Source organism: Dactylosporangium sp. CS-033363 (assembly GCF_050942475.1).
In the GTDB taxonomy this organism is placed as follows: domain Bacteria; phylum Actinomycetota; class Actinomycetes; order Mycobacteriales; family Micromonosporaceae; genus Dactylosporangium.
Genome location: NZ_CP192032.1, coordinates 7697995 through 7713189 on the forward strand (window position 1 = coordinate 7697995; position 15195 = coordinate 7713189).

The 15195-nt window shown below is 73.1% G+C and carries 14 protein-coding genes; 3 read left to right on the plus strand and 11 right to left on the minus strand.

What is annotated here, in order from left to right:
• Positions 1-27 precede the first annotated feature (27 nt).
• The 3 genes from ACQPZ4_RS35675 to ACQPZ4_RS35685 are packed head-to-tail and all read left to right on the plus strand — an operon-like array spanning position 28 to position 2996.
• The gene (locus ACQPZ4_RS35675; protein ID WP_433045746.1) at positions 28-1572 is read left to right on the plus strand and encodes a phytoene desaturase family protein; all 1545 of its coding nucleotides are present in this window, start codon (positions 28-30) and stop codon (positions 1570-1572) included.
• Positions 1573-1583: 11 nt separating this feature from the next.
• On the plus strand, positions 1584-2378 hold the full coding sequence (locus ACQPZ4_RS35680) for a fatty acid desaturase (RefSeq protein WP_433045749.1): 795 nt from the start codon (positions 1584-1586) through the stop codon (positions 2376-2378).
• 18 nt (positions 2379-2396) lie between these two features.
• The gene (locus tag ACQPZ4_RS35685; RefSeq protein ID WP_433045752.1) at positions 2397-2996 is read left to right on the plus strand and encodes a TetR/AcrR family transcriptional regulator; all 600 of its coding nucleotides are present in this window, start codon (positions 2397-2399) and stop codon (positions 2994-2996) included.
• 143 nt (positions 2997-3139) lie between these two features.
• Here ACQPZ4_RS35685 and ACQPZ4_RS35690 read toward each other — a convergent pair whose 3' ends face one another.
• The 11 genes from ACQPZ4_RS35690 to ACQPZ4_RS35740 are packed head-to-tail and all read right to left on the minus strand — an operon-like array spanning position 3140 to position 15135.
• Complete coding sequence (locus ACQPZ4_RS35690; RefSeq protein WP_433045754.1) at positions 3140-4627, minus strand: CoA-acylating methylmalonate-semialdehyde dehydrogenase; 1488 nt, start codon at positions 4625-4627, stop codon at positions 3140-3142.
• Positions 4624-5463, minus strand: a complete 840-nt coding sequence (locus ACQPZ4_RS35695; RefSeq protein ID WP_433045756.1) for an HpcH/HpaI aldolase/citrate lyase family protein — start codon at positions 5461-5463, stop codon at positions 4624-4626. The genes ACQPZ4_RS35690 and ACQPZ4_RS35695 overlap by 4 nt, the downstream gene beginning before the upstream one ends.
• The gene (locus ACQPZ4_RS35700) at positions 5460-6929 is read right to left on the minus strand and encodes a dihydroorotase (RefSeq protein WP_433045759.1); all 1470 of its coding nucleotides are present in this window, start codon (positions 6927-6929) and stop codon (positions 5460-5462) included. The genes ACQPZ4_RS35695 and ACQPZ4_RS35700 overlap by 4 nt, the downstream gene beginning before the upstream one ends.
• 19 nt (positions 6930-6948) lie before the next feature.
• Positions 6949-8328 (minus strand): MmgE/PrpD family protein, encoded by a 1380-nt coding sequence (locus ACQPZ4_RS35705; protein WP_433045762.1) that lies wholly within the window; start codon positions 8326-8328, stop codon positions 6949-6951.
• Positions 8321-9142, minus strand: a complete 822-nt coding sequence (locus ACQPZ4_RS35710) for a cyclase family protein (RefSeq protein WP_433045765.1) — start codon at positions 9140-9142, stop codon at positions 8321-8323. The genes ACQPZ4_RS35705 and ACQPZ4_RS35710 overlap by 8 nt, the downstream gene beginning before the upstream one ends.
• 26 nt (positions 9143-9168) lie before the next feature.
• Positions 9169-10371, minus strand: coding sequence for a CaiB/BaiF CoA transferase family protein (locus tag ACQPZ4_RS35715; protein ID WP_433045767.1), 1203 nt, complete (start codon positions 10369-10371; stop codon positions 9169-9171).
• Positions 10368-11792, minus strand: coding sequence for an FAD-dependent oxidoreductase (locus ACQPZ4_RS35720; protein ID WP_433045770.1), 1425 nt, complete (start codon positions 11790-11792; stop codon positions 10368-10370). The genes ACQPZ4_RS35715 and ACQPZ4_RS35720 overlap by 4 nt, the downstream gene beginning before the upstream one ends.
• Before the next feature lie 49 nt (positions 11793-11841).
• Positions 11842-12963, minus strand: a complete 1122-nt coding sequence (locus ACQPZ4_RS35725; protein WP_433045772.1) for an ABC transporter substrate-binding protein — start codon at positions 12961-12963, stop codon at positions 11842-11844.
• Between the two features lie 29 nt (positions 12964-12992).
• A complete protein-coding gene (locus ACQPZ4_RS35730) occupies positions 12993-14135 on the minus strand; it encodes a class I SAM-dependent methyltransferase (RefSeq protein WP_433045775.1) in 1143 nt (380 codons plus the stop codon).
• Positions 14132-14329 (minus strand): hypothetical protein, encoded by a 198-nt coding sequence (locus ACQPZ4_RS35735; RefSeq protein ID WP_433045778.1) that lies wholly within the window; start codon positions 14327-14329, stop codon positions 14132-14134. The genes ACQPZ4_RS35730 and ACQPZ4_RS35735 overlap by 4 nt, the downstream gene beginning before the upstream one ends.
• Positions 14326-15135 carry an acetoacetate decarboxylase family protein gene (locus tag ACQPZ4_RS35740; protein ID WP_433045781.1) on the minus strand — a complete coding sequence of 270 codons (810 nt, stop codon included), beginning with the start codon at positions 15133-15135 and terminating at the stop codon, positions 14326-14328. Before ACQPZ4_RS35740 ends, ACQPZ4_RS35735 begins: the two co-directional genes overlap by 4 nt.
• Between the last annotated feature and the right edge of the window lie 60 nt (positions 15136-15195).

Below are 15195 nucleotides of genomic sequence, written 5' to 3' on the forward strand. Positions count from 1 at the left end.
AAGCCACCACCGCCGTACGTTGAACGTATGTTCAGAACGGACGTTCAGAACACGCTGTTCGACGTCGCGGTGGTCGGCGGGGGGCTCGCGGGGCTCGCCACGGCGATGCGGCTGCAGGCGCAGGGGCGGTCCACGTGCGTGCTCGAGGCGCACGGCCACGCCGGCGGGTGCGCCGGGTACTACCGGCGCCGCGGGTTCGCGTTCGACGTCGGGGCGACCACGCTGGTCGACTTCGAGCCCGGCGGGGTCGGGGCCGAACTGTTCGCCGCGACCGGCATGCCCGCGCCGGCGGTCGAGCGGCTGCCCGGGTACGTCGCGTGGCTGCCCGACCGCACCGTCGTGCTGCACCGGGACCAGGCGCGGTGGCGGGACGAGCGGCTGCGGCGGCTCGGCGACAGCCCGGCCCACCGCGCGTTCTGGGGACAGCTCGACCGGCTCGCCGACGTGTTCTGGGGGGCCAGCCGGGCCGGCGTCAGGATGCCCATGCGCACCCTCGGCGACGTCGTCCACAATGGACGAACCCTGCGGGTGCGCGACCTGCCGCTGGCCCGGCACGTCGGCGGTACGCTGGGTGGGGCGCTGCGCCGGCACGGGCTGCGCGACGACGATCCGCTCGTCGGGCTGCTCTCGATGCTCGTCGAGGACACCGTGCACAGCACGGTCGACCGGGCGCCGCTCATCAACGCGGCGCTCGGCATCACGATCCGCGGGGCCGGGCTCAGCCGGGCCGCCGGGGGCATGCGCGGCTTCTGGCAGGCCCTGGTGCGGCACTACAAGAGCAAGGGCGGCCGCTTGTACTGCGGGTGGCGCGCCACCGGCATCGCCGGTCGCGCCGGGGACTTCGCCGTGCACGGGCCCCGCGGCACCGTGCGGGCCCGGCAGGTGGTCAGCGCGCTGCCGGTCGAGACCACCGCGGCGCTGAGCGAGGTGCCGGGGGTGCGGGCGGCGCTCGAACCGTTCGTGCGCCGCGATGCCGGCGAGCAGGGCGGGGCGGTCGTGGTGTTTCTCGGTGTGCCCGAGGACGAGGTCGAGGGCCGGTCGTTCACCCACCACCAGCTGCTGCGCTCCTACCGCGAGCCGCTCGGCGACGGCAACAACATGTTCGTGTCGGTCTCCTCCCCCGGCGACCTCGCGAGCGCCCCGGCCGGGCACCGCGCGGTCATGCTCTCCACCCACACCGAGCTGGCCGGCTGGGAGGACCTCGACGAGGCCGGGCACGCCGAGCGCCGCGACAAGCTCGCCGCGCTCATGATCGAGGAGGCCCGCCGGGTGTACCCGCGGCTGGCCGAACGACCCGTCGTCCGCGAGGTCGGCACGCCGCGCGAGTACGCCCGCTACACCTCGCGCCCGCGCGGGGCCGTCGGCGGGGTGCGGCAGAGCCCGGCCAACGCCAACCAGCACGCCGTGCCGCACGACCTGGGGGTGCCCGGCTTCTGGCTGGCCGGCGACTCGACCTGGCCGGGGCTCGGCACCGTCGCCTGCGTCCTCTCCAGCCGCATCGTCGCCGACGGCGCCCTGCGCCGGCACCGGAAAGCCGAGCGGGCCCGGCGCCACGTCCGGAGGGCGGCATGAAGGACAGCGGCGTGAGACGGCCCGACGTCGGGCCGGAGCTGCTGGTCACGAGCCGGCGGCAGCGGGTCAAGGCGCTCGCCCGCCCGGCCGCCGGGATCGCGCTGTACGCCGTCGTCGGCTGGGCCGCCGCGGACCGTCCCGCGCTGTGGCTGCTCGCGCCGGTCGTGGTCTTCGGGGTGTTCGTCGCGGTCGTCACCGTCACCCACGACGTCGTGCACCGCGCGATCGGGCTGGGCCCGGGCGGTACCGAATGGGCGCTGTTCTTCTGTGGTCTGGTCCTGCTCGAGAGCGGCCACGCCTATCGGGCCACCCACCTGCAGCACCACCGGCGCTTCCCGCGCGACGACGACCCCGAGGGCTACCCGGCCAGGATCTCCGCGCTCGGTGCGGTGCTCTACGGGCCGGTGTTCCTGGCCCGGCTGTGGTGGTGGGCGTTCCGCCGCGAGCGGGGCCGGCGGGGCTGGCTGCTCGCCGAGGCGGCCGCGCTGCCGATCGCCACGGCGGCCGGGGTGCTGCTGTGGCCGCGGACGCCGGCGGTGCTCGCGTACGTGGTCATGGCCGTGGCCGGCAGCTGGGTGTACCCGCTGCTGACCGTCCACCTGCCGCACGACCAGCACGGCGACTCGCCGCTGACGCAGACGCGCACGCTGCGGGGACGGGTCGTGCCGGCCGTGTTCCTGGAGCTGACGTACCACCTGGAGCACCACCTGTACCCGCAGGTGCCGAGCCACCACCTGGCCGAACTGAGCCGCCGCCTCGACCCGTTCCTGGCCGCCAACGGGGTGCGGCCCCGGCGCGTGCCGTGACGGCTAGTCTCGGAGCCGATGAATCGCAAGGCCGAGGCCCAGGACCGCATCCTGCGCGCCGCCATCGACACGCTCGCCGCGCAGGGCTTCGCGGCCACGACGGCGCGGGCGATCGCGGTCAGCGGCGGGTTCGCGCCCGGGGTCATCTACTACCACTTCGAGGACCTCGACGATCTGTTCCTGGCCGCGATCCGGTGGACCAGCGAGCGCCGGATGGAGCGCTACGCCGAGGTCATGGGCGCGGCCGCCGACCTGCCGGCGATGCTGGCGGGGCTGCGCGAGCTGTACCGGGAGGACGTCGCGACCGGGCACATCGCCGCGGTGCAGGAGCTCACCGCCGGGGCGAGGGCGAACCAGCGGCTCGCGGCGGGGGTGCGGGCCGAGATCGCGCGGTGGGAGGAGTACGCCGAGACGCTGCTGCGCCGGCTGACCGCGGGCACACCGCTGGAGGAGCTGATCCCGGCCCGCGCCGCGGCGACCGCCGTCATGGCCTTCTATCTCGGCCTGGAGATGCTCACGCAGCTCGACGGCGACCGCGAACGCGGCGAGGCGCTGTTCGCGGCCGCCGAGCCCCTCGCGGCGCTGCTCGGGGCGTTCTTGCCGGAGGCCAGGGCCTGACGAGCGGCGTCAGGCGTCGACCGGGAAGGCCGACGCCAGGCCGCAGTGTCCGGACGCCAGGGCCTGACGAGCGGCGTCAGGCGTCGACCGGGAAGGCCGGCGCCAGGCCGCAGTGTCCGGACGCCAGGGCCTGACCGGCGGCGTCAGGTGTTGACCGGGAAGCCCAGCGCCAGGCCGCGGTGCTCGGGGTCGCTCCACCGGGTGGTGATGACCTTCGCGCGGGTGAAGAAGTGCACGCCCTCCGTGCCGTGGGCGTGGACGTCGCCGAAGAGCGAGGACTTCCAGCCGCCGAAGGAGTAGTAGGCCATCGGGACCGGGACGGGGACGTTCACGCCGACCATGCCGACCTGGATCTCGCGGCAGAAGCGCCGGGCCGCGCCGCCGTCCTCCGTGAAGATGGCGGTGCCGTTGCCGTACGGGTTGGCGTTGATCAGCGCCACGCCCTCCTCGTACGTGTCGACCCGGACCACGGACAGGACCGGGCCGAAGATCTCCTCGGTGTAGACCGACATGCCGGGCTGCACGCCGTCGAGGAGGGTCGGGCCCACGAAGAAGCCCGCGCCGTCCGCGTCGTACGTCGCGTCGCGGCCGTCCACGACCACGCGGGCGCCCGCCTCGGCGCCGGCCGCGATCGCGTCCGTCACGCGGGACTGGGCCGCGGCCGAGACCAGGGGGCCCATGTCGCAGGCGCGGCGGCCGTCGCCGGTGCGCAGGGTGCGGGCCCGGGTCGCGATGCGCTCGACCAGGGAGTCGGCCACGTCGCCGACCGCGACGACCACCGAGATGGCCATGCAGCGCTGGCCCGCCGAGCCGAAGCCGGCGTTGACGGCCTGGTCGGCCGCGAGGTCCAGGTCGGCGTCGGGCAGGACCAGCATGTGGTTCTTGGCGCCGCCCAGGGCCTGGACGCGCTTGCCGCGGCGGCTGGCGGTCTCGTGGACGTACGAGGCGATGGGGGTGGAGCCGACGAACGACACGGCGGCGATGTCGGGGTGCTCCAGGAGGGCGTCGACGGCCTCCTTGGCCCCGTTGACGACGTTGAAGACGCCGTCGGGCAGGCCGGCCTCCTGCCAGAGCCGGGCCATCCACAGGGCGGCCGACGGGACCTTCTCGCTGGGCTTGAGCACGACGGTGTTCCCGGCCGCGATGGCGATCGGGAAGAACCACATGGGCACCATCGCCGGGAAGTTGAACGGGCTGATGATCGCGACCGGGCCGAGCGGCTGGCGGACCGAGTGCACATCGACGTTGGTCGAGGCGTTCTCGGTGAAGCCGCCCTTGAGCAGGTGGGGCATGCCGCAGGCGAACTCGACGACCTCGCGGCCGCGGGCGACCTCGCCGCGGGCGTCGTCGAGGACCTTGCCGTGCTCGGCGGTGATGATGGCGGCCAGTTCGTCGCCGCGCTCGTTGAGCAGCTCGCGGAAGCGGAACAGCACCGTGGTCCGGCGGGCCAGGGAGGTCTCGCTCCACTCGGCGAACGCGGCGGTCGCGGCCTTCACGGCGGTGTCGACGACGGCGGCGTCGGCGAGGCCCACGCGCGCGGCCTCGGCGCCGGTGGCCGGGTCGGTCACGGGGCCGGTGGGGCCGGTCGGCGCCACCTCGGCGCCGGAGATCCAGTGCGGAACGACGGTCATGATGCGCGACTCCCACTGAGGCGACGGGTGATCAGGTTGTGGACGGCGAGGGTGCGTTCCGCGCCGCGGATCATGGCGGGGTCGACCATCCGGCCGGAGGCGGTGACGGCGACGGCGCGCCCCCCGGCCCCGGCGGCGGCCAGGCTGTCCAGCAGCGCCTGGGCGGCGGCGACCTCCTCGGGCGAGGGCGCGAACCCGGTGAGGATCGGTTCGACCTGCTTCGGGTGTACCGCGGTGCGCCCGAGAAATCCCATCGCCCGCCCGGCCCGGCAGGAGGCGACGAGCCCCTCGGCGTCCGCGAGGTCCGTCCAGGCCGACATCATCGGCGCGGGCAGGCCGGCGGCCCGGGCGGCGACGACCACCCGCGAGCGGGCCCAGACCAGGCCCTCGTCGGACGTGACGCCGAGGTCGCTGCGCAGGTCGGCCTCGCCCAGCGCGAGCGCGGCGACCTGCGGGGCGCGGGCGATGGCAAAAGCGGCCTCGATCCCGGCGGCCGACTCCAGCAACGCGTGCACGGGCGCGGCGACGACCCGCTCGACGTCGGCCGGCGACTCGACCTTGGGGACGCGGACCGAGTGCAGGCCGGGGAGGCCGGACAGCACGGCGAGGTCCGCCGATGAGCCGCCGTTGACCCGCACCGAGATCCGGGCCCGGTCCGCAACGGCGAGCGACGCAAGCCAGGCTGCCACCGCCGCGCGGGCGGTGTCCTTGCCGGCGGCCGGCACGGCGTCCTCGAGGTCGAGGATCACCACGTCCGCCGGGCCGGCCAGCGCCTTGTCGAACAGCGCCGGCCGGTCCCCGGGGACGTAGAGGGCGACCAGGTCGGGCGTGGTCACGCCTGACCCGTCGGGCGGTGCAGGTACTCGCCGCGCGGCTCGCCGGTCACGACGCCGTCGGTGAGCACCCGCATGCCGCGCACGAACGTGTCGGTGACGGCCGCGGTCAGCTCGAAGCCCTCGAACGGGGTGTACTCCTGGGCCGAGAGCGAGTCGGCGGCCCGGATGGTCCACGGGCGGTCGTCGTCGACGAGGCACAGGTCGGCGTCGAAGCCCTCCTTGAGCGCGCCCTTGGTCGGCAGGCCGAAGCGCTGGGCCGGGGTCCACGCGGTGAGGGCGGCGATCTTGTCCCAGCCCAGGCCGCGCTTGCGGCCCTCGGTGACGAGCGCCGGCAGCAGGTACTCCGCGCCGCCGAACCCGGACTTGGCCAGGAACACGTCGTCGCGGTCCGAGCCGAACTTCTGCTCGTCGCGGCAGCAGGCGTGGTCGGAGACGACCCAGTCCAGCTCGCCGGCGAGCAGGTGCTCCCACAGCGCCTCGACGTCCTCGCGCGGGCGCAGCGGCGGGTTGACCTTGCCGCCGATGCCGGACGCGGTGTGGATGTCGGCGACCAGGTGGCCGATGGTGACCTCGCGGCGGAAGTCGATGTGCGGGAACGTCCTGGCCATGAGCAGCGCGGCCTCGACGGCCTTGGCCGAGCTCAGGTGCAGCAGGTTGATCTTCGGCAGGCCGGTCTCGTGGGCCAGGTACGCGGCGATCGAGATGGCCAGGCCCTCGGAGTGCGGCGGGCGGGACGCGGAGTACGCCTCCAGGCCGGTGAGCGTGCCGTCCTCCTCCACCAGCTTGGTGTAGGCGGCCATGATCTCGGCGGTCTCGCAGTGCAGGCTGAGCGAGATCGCCTCGGCCTTGTCCGGGAACTGCTCGCGGGCCTTCTGGATGCCGCGCATCACGAACTCGAAGTGCGCGATGTCGTAGCGCTCGCCCTCGGGGCTCATCAGGAACTTCGCCTGGTCCGACGAGCGGCCGTGCAGGCCGTGGCTGCCGTAGAACATGAAGATCTTGAACGAGGTGACGCCGTGCCGCTCGACGAGCATCGGGATCTCGTCGATGTGCTCCTTGGTGATCGGCGCGAGGTGGAACGCGTAGTCGATGAACGCGTTGCCCTGCGACAGGCCGAGCACCTCGGGGAAGACCTCGGCGTAGGGGCCGCCCTTGTTCATGTAGTACTGGCCGGTGCGCATGTAGTTCAGGCCGGTGGTGACGCCGCCCTGGGCCGCCGCCCGGCTCTCCACGTCGGTGTCGACGTTGAGCGGGTTGTAGATGCCCCAGTGCTGGTGGGCGTCGACGACGCCGGGGAAGGCGAGCTTGCCGCCGCCGTCGATCACCTCGGCGGCGTCGGCGGTGTCGAGGCCGGCCGCCACCGCGACGATCTTGCCGCCGGCGATGCCGATGTCCGCCGGAAGGGGCTCGGGGCTGTCGTGGGTGACCACCCGGACGTTGCTGACGATCAAGTCGTAGTGGGTCATGGAGCGTGTCCTTCCGAGATTACGGGTGGAGCAGGGTGCGCACGTCGGCGAGCGTGTCGAGGGCGAGCACGGCGGCCCGCAGCCGCTCGTGTCCGGGCGCGTTGTCGGCGAACTTGCGGCCGATCTCGTCGTCGGTCAGCCGCCAGGCGTCCCCGCCCCGGTTGGCGAGGACCTCGACGGTCTCCGTGCGGCCGTCCCGCAGCCGGGCGGTCAGCACGGCCGGGAACTGGTGCGGGAAGATCGCGTCGCAGCGCGGGTCGGCCACGACGCTCACCTTCGCCATCAACTCGCGGCGGGCCGGGTCGGTCGCGAGCTCGTCGGTGTAGTCCTCCAGGGCCGCGCCGAGGCCGCCGCCGCCGAACAGGCCGACGGTGACCGCGTAGGGGGCGGAGAACTGGGCCTGGTACCCGGTGACCGGAGCCCGCTTGACGTCGATCGGCTCCCCGATCGTGCGGATCACCGGACCGGGCACGCCGACCTGGATCGACTCGACGTCCCCCGGGTGTACGCCCCGCCGGCGCAACTCGGCCGCCGCGTCGACGGTGGTGTGGGTGAAGTGGTTGGCCGGGTACGGCTTGAAGAAGATGCCGGGGACCGACCACCGCTCCCCCAGCCCGTCGGTGATCTGCGCGGCGTCGAACCGGCCGTGCAGGAACGCCTGGAAGAAGCCGAACCGGCCCTCCAGGGCGGTCGGCGGCCCGGTGAGCCCGCGGCGGGTCAGGTCGGCGGCGGTGACGGCGCTGTGCGCGGCCCAGCCGCAGTGCATCCGCTTCACGGTGCCGCCGGTGCGGTTGGCCTCGATGATGCCGGAGGCCATGGAGGCGGCGACGCCGAGCGAGGACTGGATGCCGTCGGCGTCCAGGCCGTGCAGCATGGCCGCCGCGACCGCGCCGCCGAGGGCGCCGCAGATCGAGGTGGCGTGCTGGCCGTGCTCGAAGAAGGTCGAGTTGCCGGCCTCCTGGTCGTAGCCCGCCATGCCGATGCGCACGCAGGTCTCCAGGCCGACCGCGACCGCGGCGACCATGGCGGCCCCGGAGGCGCCGACGGCCTCGGCCGCGGCCAGGGCGGCGGGGACGACGCCGGCGCTCGGGTGCAGTACGGACGGCAGGTGCGTGTCGTCGTAGTCCAGGGAGTGCGCGAGGGTGCCGTTGACGAGGGCGGCGAGCGCGGCCGGGACGCGCTCCGGCACGCCGATGGCGGTCGCCTCGGGGCGGCCGCCCTGGTCGGCGACGTAGCCGATGACGGCCCGGCTGGACTCGAGGTCCCGGGCGCGCAGGGCGAGGCCGAGGGTGTCGAGGACCCGCATCCGGGTGCTGGCGACGACGTCGGCGGGCAGCCGGGTCACGTCCGTGTCCGCCGCCAGTTCGGCGATGCGGCGGGACAGCGTCGGTTCAGCCACGGGAGACCACCGCCAGGGGGCGCACGGGGGAACCGGTGGCGCCGTAGAGCTTCAGCGGCGACAGGACGAACGTGAAGCGGTGCACGCCGGCGGCGGCGAGGTCGTCCAGCACCATCGTCTCGATGATGTAGATGCCGCGCTCCACCAGCAGAACGCGGTGCGCGGGGAGCAGGCCGTGGCCGGCGCCGGGCTTGAGGCACTCGAACGCGATCGTGTCCGCCCCGACGGCGTGCGGGCGGTGGTCGGCGAGCCAGACGGCGCCGTCCTCGCTGACCCCCGGTACCCCCGTGGTCTTGCCGACGAAGGTGGCGTAGTCCTCGAAGTGCCGGCCCCAGCCGCTGCGGACCAGCACGACGTCGCCCTCGTCGATGGTGACGCCCTGCACCTTGGCGGTCAGCTCCAGGTTGGCCGGGGTGATCTCGTAGCCGCCGTCGAGGCCCTCCGGGGAGCCCAGCGCGGCCGGGACGTCGAGCAGCACGCCGGGGCGCACGATCGGGGCGATGGTGTGCGCGCCGAGCGCGTCGAAGCGCCCGCCGAGCGACGCCTCGCGGGCGTCGGAGCCGTCGGCCAGCCGGTTGTCCTGGCTGACGTGGGCGAGCGCGTCGATGTGGGTGCCGACGTGCGTGCCCATCGAGATCATGTCGTTGGCGGCCGAGCCGCCGTCGTCGCGGACCATGTCGCCGTGCCGGCGGGGCAGTGCGTGCCAGTACGGCGGGTGGTTCGGCGACTGCGGCATGCCGATGCGCAGCGTGCGGCCGAGGTCGTGGATCTCGACGCCGGCGCTGACCGCGGCGATCAGCGGGTCGACGGTCACGGGTGCTCCTCGCTGTTCAAGAATGGTCATGCGACTACCTGCCGATCCCGCAGCTTCGCGATCCGGTCGGGGTCGTAGCCGAGGTCGGCCAGGACGGTCTCGGTGTCGGCGCCGAGCGCGCGCCCGGTGAAGCGGATCGCTCCGGGCGAGGCCGACATCCGCCACATCACGTTGTGCATGAGCACCGGGCCGAGCTCGGCGTCGTCGACCTCGGTGAGCATGCCGGTGGCCCGCACGTGCTCGTCCTCGACGAGGTCGCGCGCGGAGTAGATGGGGGCGACGGCCGCGCCGGCCTCGGTGAAGGCCTTGACCACCTCGGCGCGGTCGCGCTCGCGGACCCAGCCGCCGACGTACTCGTCGATCTCGTCGGCGTGCCCGGCCCGGCCGCGGCCGGAGGCGAACCACGGCTCGGCGATGACCTCGGGGTGCCCGACGAGGTGCATGACCCGCTCGGCGATCGACTGGGCGCTGGAGGAGACGGCGACCCAGTGCCCGTCGCGCGTCTCGTACGTGTTGCGGGGCGCGTTGTTGGTCGAGCGGTTGCCGTGCCGGGTCTCGACGGTGCCGAGCTGCTGATAGGCGGTGGGGCCGGGGCCGACCGCGGTGGTCAGCGGGCTGAGCAGGTCCAGGTCGATCACCTGGCCCGCCCCGGTGCGCTCGCGGTGCAGCAGCGCCATCGCGATCGCCGAGGAGGCGGCGACCCCGCAGATGCTGTCGGCCAGGCCGAACGCGGGCAGCGTGGGCGGCCCGTCGGCCGGGCCGGTGAGGTGCGCGAAGCCGCTCATCGCCTCGACGAGCGTGCCGAAGCCGGCGCGCTGGGCGTAGGGGCCGGTCTGCCCGAAGCCGGTGATCCGGGCGATGACGAGGCGCGGGTTGCGGGCCAGCAGGACGTCGGGCCCCAGGCCCCACTGCTCCAGCGTGCCGGGGCGGAAGTTCTCCACGAGGACGTCTGCGGTCTCGATGAGCTCGAGCAGTACCAGTGCGCCCTCTGGTTCTTTGATGTTCAGAGCGACCGCGCGTTTGTTGCGCGAGATCTCCTTCCACCACAGGGCGACGCCGTCCTTGCTGGGGCCGTGGCCGCGCATGCCGTCGCCCTTGACCGGGTGCTCGATCTTGATGACGTCGGCGCCGTAGTCGCCGAGGATCTGGCAGGCGAGCGGCCCGGCGAGGATGGTGGACAGGTCGATCACCCGCAGGCCGGCGAGCGGGCCGGTGCCGGCCGCGCTCACCACGTGAGGATCCCGGTGCCGAGGAGCCGCCCGAAGGTCATGGCCGGGGTGGCGAGCATGCCGCCGCAGAAGGCGTTGCCCATGAACGCGGCCGAGCCGAGCAGCTCGCCGAGGGCGTAGAGGCCGGGGACGGCGGTGCCGTCGGGGCGGATCACGCGCAGGTCGCCGTCGACGGCCAGGCCGGCCGTGGAGGTGATCGACATGCCCTGCACGCGGATCGCGTAGAACGGCCCCTCGGCCACCGGCAGCGGCCGGAACCGCCGGCCGAGCGGGTCGTCGCCGTCCAGGTTCGCGTTGTACTCCGCGACGGTGGCGGCCAGGTTCCCGGCGTCGACGCCCGCCGACTTGGCCAGCGTGGCCAGGTCGTCGGCGACGTGGAACATCGGGTGGTGCCCGGCGCGGGACCGGATGTCCTCGGCGCTCCAGCCGGGGATCATCGGCGGCGCCTCGGCGAGGATGCGCTCGTCGAACACGATGTACCGGCGCAGGTCCGTCTGGGCGAGCAGGGCGTGCTCGCGCACGTCGACGCTGGGCTCGTCCTCGGCCACGAACCGCCGGCCCTCGACGTTGACGTAGAGCTCCCACGGCATGCGCATCTCGGGCCAGTGCACGGGCCGGCACAGCACCGGCGCCGGGATCTCCTCCGAATCGAGGACCGAGCCGAACGAGCACAGGTACTTGTCGTGGTTGCGCGTGTACCCGCCCGCCTCGACGCCGAGCTTGTGCCCGGCGCCCCGCGCGAAGCGGTAGGAGGCGTCGGCGTACGCGGGGACGCCGTTGAACTGCTGGAACAGCGCGGGATCGGCGTTGTAGCCGCCGGTGGCGAGCACGACGTTGGCGCCGAGGTGCTCCTCGCCGTCCGCGGTCCGCACGCCCCGCACGCGGCCGCCCTCGGCCTGCGGGTCCTGCACGAGGCCGACGACCTCGGTGCCGAACCGGGCGCTGACGACGCCGTTGTCGATCAGCTCCCGGAACGGCCCGCGGACCGCCGCGAGAATCGAGCGGCCCAGGTCGGGGCCCCAGTAGTACCGGTCCTGGCTGTAGTGCTCGTGGTTCTGGCCGCGGACCGGGTGCTCGGGCAGCACGGGCATGCCGAGGTCGTCGAGCAGCCAGTCGACGGTGGTGGCCGCGTTGGACACCGCCAGCCAGACCAGGGTCCGGTCGGCGGTGTCCTTGCTGATCCGGACGATGTCGGCGAGGTGCTCCTCGGGGGTGTCCCCGATGCCCTTGGCCCGCTGCAGCCGGGTGCCGGCCGCGCTGAGCTGGCCGGTGGCCAGGTGCAGGGCTCCGCCCTCCTCGGGCGCGGCGTCGATGACCAGCACGCGGGCGCCGCCGCGGGCGGCGAAGATCGCGGTGGTCATGCCGCCGGCTCCCGCGCCGACGACGATGACGTCCCAGCGTGCGTCTGGGCTGGATTGCATCGGGGACTCCCTAGTTTCGAGCGACGGTCGGACGACGATCGAGCGGCGGTCAGCCGGCGATCTTGTAGTCCTTCGCGTCCTTGATCACGGCGTCGTGGTCGAAGGTGTTGATGTCCTTGATCAGCGACCCGTCGAAGACGTCGGCCACGTTCGGCTCCTTCTTCACCTGGCCGGTGGACAGGGCCCAGGTGGCGGCCTTCTTCAGCTGGGCGTCGCTGAGCTCGCCCCACTGCGGCCACGCCGACGGGTCGTCGGTCTGCGGGGTCGAGGTGGTCATCCACGCCTTGAGCAGGGTCACCAGCTCGGCCCGGCGCTTGGCCGTGTCACCGCCGGAACCGGCCAGCTCGGGGAAGGTCTTCAGGCCCATGTCGACCGCGGCCTCGGGGTTGAGCCGCGCGAACATCAGGCCCTTGTACGCCGCCCGCGTGTACTTCACCGCGAGGTCCTTGTCCTTGCCCTGCAGGGTCTTGGCGCTGACGGTGAACGAGATGCTCGGCATGCCGTCGAACAGGGCCGGGTTGGTGAGGTAGCTGAACTTCATGCCGATCTGCTCCAGCTGCGAGAACAGCTCGGCGTAGAGCGCGATCGCGTCGACCTGGCCGCTGTCCAGCGCCGCCTTGGCCTGGGTGCCCTGGCCGACCGGCAGGATCTTGACGTCCTTGTCCGGGTCGATGCCGTTCTCGTGCAGGAACGAGCGGGTGAACAGGTTCGAGCCCGACGCGAGCGAGATGACGCCGATCTTCTTGCCCTTGAGGTCGGCCGGCGAGCTGATGCCCTTGCCCTCGGGGACGCCGATCTTCCACGGGAACGAGGTGTTGATCGAGCCGATGGTGCGGACCGGCACGCCCTGCTCGACCGCGGCCATGGTCGAGGCGACCTCGGCGTTGGTGGCGAGCGCGTCGCCGGAGGCGATGACCTGCAGGGCGGCCGAGGAGCCGTTGGCCGTCTTGAGGTTGGCCTCGAGCCCCTCCTCCTTGAAGTAGCCCATCTGCTTGGGCACCGCGTACAGCGCGATCTGCGTCGAGCCCGGCACGGTCGCCGTGGTGACGTAGTTGACCGAGGTCAGGCCCTGGGCGTTGGTGCTGCCGGTGTCGGAGGAGCCGCCGCAGGCGGAGGCGGCGAGCGCCAATGCCGCCAGCGTGGCGGTCAGCGCGAGTGGACGACGAAACATGGGTCTCCCTTGATGGGCGGGGTTGGGGATCAGCGACGCGCGACGATCAGGCCGATGCGGCCCGCGGACGACTGGCCGGTCACCAGACGGCGGCCGGTGGGGATGAGCTCGCGGGTGACCTGGTCGGGCTCGAAGCCGGCGCGGACCGCCATGGCCTCGAGGTCGAGCGTCCGGACGGTGCTCCAGAACGGCTCGTTGTTGTTCGTGGTGTCCCACTCGACGAGGAACTGTGCGAAGGGGTCCATCGTCGTGAACGGCGGATACTCCGCGTGGATCATCAGGCCGCCGGGCTTCAGCAGCCGGAAGCTCTCGGTGAGGATGTTCTGCACGGCCTTGGTGCTGGTCTCGTGCAGCAGGATGTGCGACACGACGAGGTCGAAGCTGCCGGCCGCGAAGCCGGTCGCCTCCGCGTCGCGCTGGGAGAAGTGCACCGGCAGCCCGAACGAGGCGGCCCGCGCGTGGGCGTAGCGCAGCATCGGCGCGGCGACGTCGATCGCGTGCACCTCGGCCGACGGATAGCGCTCGGCATAGGGCAGCGTGCTGTGCCCGACCGAGCAGCCCATGTCGAGGATGGATTCCGGCTGCAGTTCCGGATGGTGTACGTCCAGCCAGTGCTCGATCACCGAGCGGCCCTTGTCGTCGTTGGCCGCGCCGAGCTGTCCGGCCGCGTAGATGTAGACGCCGCGGTCGTACAGCGCGCCGGCGGTGAGGTCGTCCGGCCCGTGCTCGCGGTAGTAGCCGGTGGGCATGCAGTGGATGTCGACCGTCTGCAGGTACGCCGGAATCGCCACGGACGGGTCGAGGGTCAGCGAGCCGAAGCTGCCGAGCAGGGAGCCGGCCACGTCGGTCAGGCGGGTGAACTGGCGCGCGGTGCTCTCCGCGACCAGGCCCCACATCTGCTCCTGGCCGGAGCGGCGCAGGGCGCTCCACATCTGGGTCGCCGGGTCCCCGGCCATCAGCTCGCCGATGACGTGCCGGCTGGTCGGGGCGGCGCCGTGCGCGCGGGCGTAGGCGGGGGCGATCTCGGTCTCGTACCGCTGACGGATACGGCCCGCCACGTCGTACGCGAGGCGGCTCTTGAGGTCCCAGATCTCCTGCTGCCGGTACGCCTCGGTCACGTCCGGCACGGCGAGGACGTCGTGCACCAATTGTCCGTCGGCGAGCCTGTTCATCGGATCTCCTTGGTGAGCTCGTCGACGAGGCGGCTGACGGCGGTCGAGGCGGTGTCCGGGTCCCGGCCCTCCAGCTCGGCGACCCGGCGCTGCAGCGCGCCGACCTCCTGGCCGAGCACGACGAGCGCGGCGAGCAGGCGGTCGGTGTGGGCGTCGCCGAGGTACACGGGCCGCTTGCCGCGGACGGTCTTCACGCCCGGTCCGCGGTGTAGTCGTGCAGGATCTCGGCGTTCGTGTCGGTGGTCCAGCCCTGCTTGAAGGCGTAGGCCGCGAACGGCTCGACGTCCCTCAGCGGGCCGAGCTCCTCGTTGACCGCGTCGTGGATCTTGAGGTGCGGGGTGCCCCGGAAGACCTCGCCGGTGCGCACGTCCGACAGCCGCAGCCCGAGCAGGGCGGTGCGGGTCGGGATGGCGGGCGACGGCGAGGGCTGGTGCGAGAGCAGGAAACCCCGGTTGCCGTACGCCGGCATCTCCGACGCCTCGATCGCCTCGGTGATCTCGATGCCCACGTCGAGCACCGGCGCGCCGAGCCGGCTGACCGAGCCGGAGAGCCTGGTGCCGGGGCCGATGGGGCTCATGGCCGGGTTGTACGGGTTGATGTGGGTACGCCGGACTTCGCCGATCTTCTTGCCCCAGCCCATGACGGTGCCGAAGCCCATCGACCAGTCCTCGGTCACCCAGATGAAGGCGCTGAACCGGCCCGGCTCGCCCCGGTGCGTGGCGTAGAAGCCGACGATCCCCTCGCCGTACTGCGTGCGGCGCGGCGCGGTGAACGCCTGGTCGGGCTCCTCGGCGCTGACCTTGACCATGTCGGCCACGAACGCGAACCCGACCCCGTCCTCGACCGGCTCGAGCCCGTCCGGGAGGTACCGGCGGGCGAGGTCGGCGCCGGCGCGGAACAGCACGCGGATGGCGTCCGAGCCGATGTGGTGCGGCGGTGGTTCGACGAGGCTGGCGGCTCCCGTGGGCGAGAGCGGGTTGGTGAACCCACGCAGTTGCATTGGGGCTCCACTTCGTTCCGCTGAAAGAAACGCTGTTTCTCCTGTGAGGCCAGACGCTAG